This window comes from Mesorhizobium sp. M0601, assembly GCF_040320845.1.
Lineage (GTDB): Bacteria > Pseudomonadota > Alphaproteobacteria > Rhizobiales > Rhizobiaceae > Mesorhizobium.
The window spans coordinates 1-6,566 of record NZ_JAMYQK010000082.1 but is presented as its reverse complement, the minus strand read 5'-3'; the positions used below and the strand labels follow the sequence as shown (position 1 = coordinate 6,566).

The window sequence follows — 6,566 nt, the reverse complement described above, 5'->3', positions numbered from 1 at the left end:
TCATGGTGCCGAGCCTTCCCTTCTTCATGGGCAGGCCAGGCTGGGTGCGGTCGAGCGCCTGGATCTGGCTCTTCTCGTCGACCGACAGCACGATGGCGTGGGCCGGGGGATCGACATAGAGGCCGACGACGTCGCGCAACTTGTCAACGAACTTCGGATCGTTGGAGAGCTTGAACTGCCGCCAGCGGTTTGGCTGCAGCCCGTGCGCCTTCCAGATGCGGCGCAATGCGCGAGGGCCGCGTCTTGTCACGCAGTAGCCCCTCGAAGCCGTCAGTGGCGAAGCGCTCCTGCCAGCGCCACACGCAGGTCTTGGACTTGCCGGTCCGCCGCATGACTTCGATCGTGCCGTCGCCGTCGGTGACGTTGCCCCCAGTTTCTATCCAGTTTTGAGTTCGTTTCCGGCGTGGGTTGTGCCCTGCTGGGCGGGTGAAGCGACGGGCGCTGGCGCGGAGCCTTTGGCATCGCGCAGCGCGAGCGACCGTCGCAGATTGAAGGTGGTGGCGAACTCGGCCGGTGTCTGCCAGGCGATTTGGGAATGCGGCCGGGTGTTGTAGTCGGCGCGCCACAGGGCGATGGCGACGCGTGCCTGAGCCAGCGAAGTAAACAGCGTCTCGTTGAGCAGTTCATCGCGCAGTCGGCCGTTGAAGCTCTCGATGAAGCCATTGTCCGGCATGATGTTCTTGGTGCCATCGTTTGTTCGGTACGTCAGGTTCGTTAAGCTTGGCGCATCCGGGCCACGGGGCACCGGGAGCACGCAAGTGCGGGCAGGCCGTCGCGAAGCTCGCGGTCGTCCGGCCTGCTGGTCTCGTAGCGAACCGTCATGCGGCAACAGCCGATGGCTTTACACGCCCGCCGTTCGCTCATCCCGAAGCCTTCCTTCAGGCGAGCGACAGCTTTCCGCTTGGCCGCGGGCGTCACCATTTCTTTCCCACAAGATCCTTCAACGCGGCATTGTCGAGCATGGCGTCGGCCAGAAGCCGATTCAGCCGCGTGTTCTCGTCCTCCAGAGCCTTCGCCTCGGAGACATCCATCCCGCCGAAGCGGGCCTTCCAGTTGTAAATCTAGGCGTCGCTGACCCCGTGCTTGCGGCACAGATCGGCAACCGATACCCGGGCCTCATGTTCCTTCAAAATTCCGATGATCTGCTCTTCAGAGAAGCGGCTACGTTTCATGTCCTGGTCCTCTCGATGGGCCAGAACGAACTTCAAACCGGATTAGATAAGAGGGGCAAGGTCATCGGCGCTCAACAACACGATCTCGGCGCGCCAAACGTGCTTCTGCGGGCTGTGTTACAGTCTTTGACCAAGGCAACCGAACGCCGATGGTCAGAAGGCGAGACGGTGGAGGAGATTCCTGTGCGCATGCGCCAGACTCGCACACGGGCAGGCAAAAGGGAATCCCGGTCCGGACTCTTATGATCAGGCAGGAACCAATAGTTTCTCAACCTGCACCGACACCGGCAAAACTCGAGCGGTGTCTAGCGGACTAAATCCTGGACGAAGGCTCATTCGGCATGCATTGCAGAACGCAGAGGTGCATTGAATGGATGTGTAGACAGGGCCGCTTTACGGCGGACGGCCATTCACGCGGAAGCAATTTCAAACTTTGACACTGCGGGGCTATGCCTGCTAGTTGCGTACCGTTTCGAAAAGGAGTCCGGTTAGATGGCCGGTTCGACGTCACCGGGCCGATCTATACTGACGGACTAGCGACGGCATTCCCATTCACATCTCAGGCCAAGACAATAACCGAGGTGTCGGTCGAGTCTATGGGGATGATGGAATCGCTTCGGTTGTTAGCACGTCAGCCTACACTGTGACACTGAACGGCGACGGAACCGGAACGGTCACCTTTCCAACCGCACCAAGAGTCCGTCTGAGGCTGTTCATCCTTTCTGGTTGCGAGGCACCAAAAAGTCAATTTTGAATGCCATATCCGCTTTCCGAAGATACCAAATATTGAAGTGGTCAGTCCGTCGGCACTTTGGGACGTGTGGTTGAAAAATGATATCTCTCGATCGATCGGTTTCGCCAGGAAATGCAGGTTTTACGACCACTCGGAGGTCGTTTTTGTCTGGTTGCGCTGCAACCATAGTCGGCATCGGTCCGGCCACGAGCGCGTCTGAATTTCTGGACGGCCAGAATTTCGAGAGCGATCCCGGCGGTGATGCAATGTCTGTCGGATTGTTTACGACCATCTCAGATCTAACGATCCCAGCCGGCATAGACGCCATCACAACGAGCGGCTATTCGATGCTCGGCATGGGGGCCGCAAAGTATGTTTACGACCCAGTTGTAGACGCGGCTTACTCGGCAGCCAACCCTCGCACCTCAGCGCTGAGTCTTAACGGGCGAGGTTTCAAGTTGTGCGACGCTCGCGTAGAGATCGAGCAGTTCGGTGCCCTGGGCGATGGTTTCGCCAACGACGATGGCGCGTTTGCCGCCTTCAACGGGTGGGCGCTTGCACGGCCCACCGGAACTGCCGTCCATCTCCATCTCGGCCGCAGCAAAGTGTATGGTTTTACCAACCCGCGTTGGGTACAAAAAATCCCTTACCTGCGTGTCCATGGTCACGGGTCGCGATTGCACAATCTCGGGCTTTCCCGTCAAAACTCCGTTTTCGGCCTTATTAGTGCTGACGTCACGTCTTACCACAGGGGCGGAATTAACCTCGACGTAGACCGCTATCGGATCGCGACTACGGCAATTGCTGACACTAGCGTAACCTGCCTCGCGCCCGCGGATGCTTCGAACTTCATTGCCGGTCGATATCTCCTTGTTGCCAGCTTCGATCAGCAGTTTGCGGGCTTCCCGTTTAACGCCCGCTATTTTGAATATGCTAAAATAGTTTCATCTGACCCGACGACCGGTAAGATCATTCTCGATCGCGAACTGAAGTACGCGCATAGCCAGAACTTCCCATATAAGGCTTCCTACGCCAATGGCGATGGACGGGCGTCAATCTACAGCATCGATCAAAACGGCAACGTTTTCGATATTGACCACGAATACGAAGACTTAACCTTTTCCTTCTCTAATCGTCAGACATATAATTGCATCACGATATCAGGGAGAAAGGTTGTTCTTCGCAATGTTACTTGCAACTGGATCTTGCGGACCCAGGGCGAATACTTAGAAACCAACAATTGCAAGATCACAGTCGATAGCGGCGAAGTCGACAAGCTGATCACGACCTGCTTATCGAATTGCGATGAATTCACGGGGCTCGTTGCAAGCGGAACTGGCGTTGAAAACATGATTTTCAACCGCCCTATCTTTCATAAAGGCTGGCGCCTTAATTCAAAAAACTTGACCATCATTAATCCGACCGATCGCGCATCGTCGGCCGTGAGGTCGTCCATCCAAACCGGCGTGGGTTTCTGCGAAAACCTGAACATCCTTGGCGGCACGATGACATATCCGCCGACCTATGCGCGCGGACTGACTCAGGAGGGCGGCGGATATTTGACATTGGGCAGCAGGGGGGTAGCTTGGGATGGCACCAAGAAAACTATAAGCGTAAATCTGGTCACTGCGCCAGCGGCGGCTCGAATCTTTGCGAGCATGTGCTTTCTTGGACAACTTATTCGCGTACGCCAGACAACTGGGTTTGGACTTAGGACTTTTAATTTCGGACGAGTAACGAGCATCGTTGGTGATGGAAACGGCATTTGCTCAATTATTGCTGTGAATTTTCGGAAGAATTTAATTGGATCTGAGCGTTTGATAATCGATTCAGAACCTTTCAAAACGTTTATGTCAACAAATATAGAGAGTTCTGGCAAAACAATTGTGCGCGACTATGTCGTCTGCCCGAAGCAGAGTTTTGAACTTCGAAGCTTACAGCTTTCGGGCGGTGCAACGATGACCCATGTTATGAGCGGAGTCATGACTGGACTTCGAGTAACGGTGGTGCGCGCTTACAGCGGCGGCACCGACGGCAACAATACATTAACGATCAAGCCGAACGGCAGCTCTGGCGCCTTTATGGTTGTAATTGATCTGAAGACCCCTGGCACACGCGAGACGACGGTAGCGTATAATTATGGGTTCACTGGCTCTAACGGGGAGTCCACCGGGGCTAACCTCTCGGATATTTACCCGGCAAGCTTCTTCTCCGACTTAGTCCTGCTAACTTCAACGCTTGCTGGCACAGCAGATCAAATGCCGATCATCGACGTTCAGCTCGCTTTGTTCGACCCAGCCAACCGTCCGAGCGGCTAGGGTACGCGCGACCTCGAACTGGCTATCCCTTTGCGGTTGCTGCGATCCGCGGAGATGGGAATCTCGCGGCACCTTGCGTCTTCGATGCTTCGATGGACCGGTGAACGGCCGATGCTTCCGCGCGTAGCAGCCGAGCAGCCACTCTTTGCCGGTGCTTTGTACACTATGTTTACGGCCGACGGCGTGCCGCCTTGAGAGGTGACATCTCGATGAGGCTGGGCTTGTGCCGCGATGGCCTACAGGCGATCTCCTAACAACCTACGAAGCGTCAAAACCCGCGATGAGCCGCGCCAATCAGTGAAGAATCCAACCTGCGCAAATCTCAGTCTACTCGCAATCTACGTGACCGGGCACCTACGTTCTGGACAAGCTGCCTCCCTGCGCGGGATGTGGCCAATTTAGTCAGCCGGCTGCAGTTTGGCGAGGCCACGTCCGTACGCGCCAAAAGGGATGGCAATCAAATCGTTCCGCAACCTCCTCTTGACGAGGATCAGGACGAGCGTCGGCCATAGCAGCGTGCTCGTTAGGTCAAGGAAGCTATCGCCCCAGTAGATGCGGTAATGGTTCTGGGCGGTGTGGAGCGAGATCAAGTCGACAGTTTCATTGGCCACTTCCAAAGCCAGTACAACCCACCAAGCTGTGATCGGCCGACGAAGCCCAAACGCAATAGGTAGGAATATCAGCAACCCCACATGAACATGAAGTGCGTCAGGCGAGAGCGGTGAATGCACCTCAATCCAGTGCTTGACTACCGCCCAGAAAATGTGAGCCTCTCGATCGGATCAAATTCAAGGGAGGAGGTCGATGTTGGGATGCTGGCGGCTCGGCCAATAGTTAGAATGGATGGACCTGTTGTCGACGACCGGAATGCGCGCTCACGCCCACGGAGGCACAATTTGCCACAGGTATTAGTCTTCGGGGGGCTGCCCGGAAACGTTGTTGGAACTGACACGGCGGACTCCAGACTGTTGCCGTGCAACAAGCGCTCGCGCAGCGGAGGAGTCAATTCACGATTTTCTGAAGTGTTAGCAAGACGAGGGCTAGTCTCAGTCAACTTCAGTGCACTTAGGTCAACTTTCAACGCAGCGCTATAGCCAACGCCACAATCCGACCCAAGACCTGGCCGCTCCGCGGCCGAGCAATTCAGCATAGGCGGGCCAGATCGCGACGAACGGCGGCCGGCGGTTCGACGTCTTGACCGGCCGGTCATCGGGAATGGCCGAGAGTTTCGGCTTGGTCATGACGGATTCTTCGAGGCTGCATCCGGTCAGCACAGAAGGCTTCGGCGATGCCACAAGATCGCTAAGCGCCGCGCGAATTAGCGGCCAAGGAAATTCGGAGCATTCCTCCGAAGCCTCCCCTTGCATGACACGGTATCGAGCTTGCCTGCCACACCGGCGAGCGTAGTGGCGGGCGTGGTTGAGAAGGCTTCCAGCTGATCCGCCTCCCGGTCACAAGCCTCGCGCTCGGCCCTAAGCGCGGCGCTGTTATCTGTCTCCACGGCAGTTGCATCCCACCCAACGCGCCTGATGCGCCGCGAATGGGCTCCGGCCATCTCGCGGCATCTCAGGAAGCCTGCATTCCAGCCCGGCGAAGGGAGGCCAGAGCCTTGCCGTGTTGATTTTTCTACAGCGAAAGCACGCCGTATGCATCCAAACTTAACTCCTACTGGAGTCAGCCACGCGGAGTCTCTTGGGAGAACTCCAAACGCGACGTGTCGACGCTAGGTGCCCACCTAGGCCAATTCGCCATCGCTGGAGTGCTAAGCTGCCGGTCCGAGTTCGCGCCTCAGCTTGTCCCGCTTGTGCTACCAGGCATGATAGTCGACCCCTCCGCCACAACCTCTGACGCGACTTGCCTCCTTGCGACCGGCGGATAAGCCGATTCGGCCCCTCCGATGTCGGAAACCGGATCTGCCGACCGATATCCCGCGACGAGCGGGCAGACACCTGCGAATTGTCCACAACTAATTGGTTGCGGCAATGAGACTGTGGAGGGGCTTGGCTCTTAGCTTAAACGTTTGACTGATCTCTCAACGGGCAGGCAAATGGCCAAGAGAAATTTAATTCACAATTCAATTCCGCTACACGCAGGCTACATTTTAGGGCATGAACTACCTATTTCCAATTAAATAAAGTAATTTGGATAGTTCTGCAGCATTAACATGAGCATATTCTCGATATCTATTGAAATATTCCCATTGGTCTTTCTCCTTCCGTGCAGCATTCCTATTGGCGATCAACCATTCTATCAGGGCGTGCAGGTATGTGATTTGGCGCTAATATACACCCTCTAGTAGGCAGACATCCGCGGGGCGCTATCGAATCAAAATGAGGGATTATG

At 56.1% G+C, this 6,566-nt stretch carries 3 protein-coding genes and 3 pseudogenes; 1 reads left to right on the top strand and 5 read right to left on the bottom strand.

The window, feature by feature from the left end; genetic code table 11:
* From NKI41_RS32585 to NKI41_RS33455, 4 genes and pseudogenes are all read right to left on the bottom strand, one after another.
* Positions 1-356: pseudogene (locus NKI41_RS32585) on the bottom strand (transposase); the annotation flags it as partial.
* Positions 357-376: 20 nt separating this feature from the next.
* The gene (locus NKI41_RS33465) at positions 377-673 is read right to left on the bottom strand and encodes an integrase core domain-containing protein (protein ID WP_502901270.1); all 297 of its coding nucleotides are present in this window, start codon (positions 671-673) and stop codon (positions 377-379) included.
* A gap of 71 nt (positions 674-744) precedes the next feature.
* Positions 745-1,172 (bottom strand): annotated as a pseudogene (locus NKI41_RS33460) (transposase); the annotation flags it as partial.
* 57 nt (positions 1,173-1,229) lie between these two features.
* Positions 1,230-1,363: pseudogene (locus tag NKI41_RS33455) on the bottom strand (IS630 family transposase); the annotation flags it as partial.
* Between the two features lie 706 nt (positions 1,364-2,069).
* On the opposite strand from NKI41_RS33455, the gene NKI41_RS32575 reads away from it, so the two are divergent.
* Entirely contained in the window at positions 2,070-4,223 is a 2,154-nt protein-coding gene (locus tag NKI41_RS32575) for a hypothetical protein (protein ID WP_352687083.1), read from the top strand.
* 1,088 nt (positions 4,224-5,311) lie between these two features.
* Here NKI41_RS32575 and NKI41_RS32570 read toward each other — a convergent pair.
* The gene (locus NKI41_RS32570) at positions 5,312-5,464 is read right to left on the bottom strand and encodes a hypothetical protein (RefSeq protein ID WP_352687081.1); all 153 of its coding nucleotides are present in this window, start codon (positions 5,462-5,464) and stop codon (positions 5,312-5,314) included.
* Positions 5,465-6,566 lie beyond the last annotated feature (1,102 nt).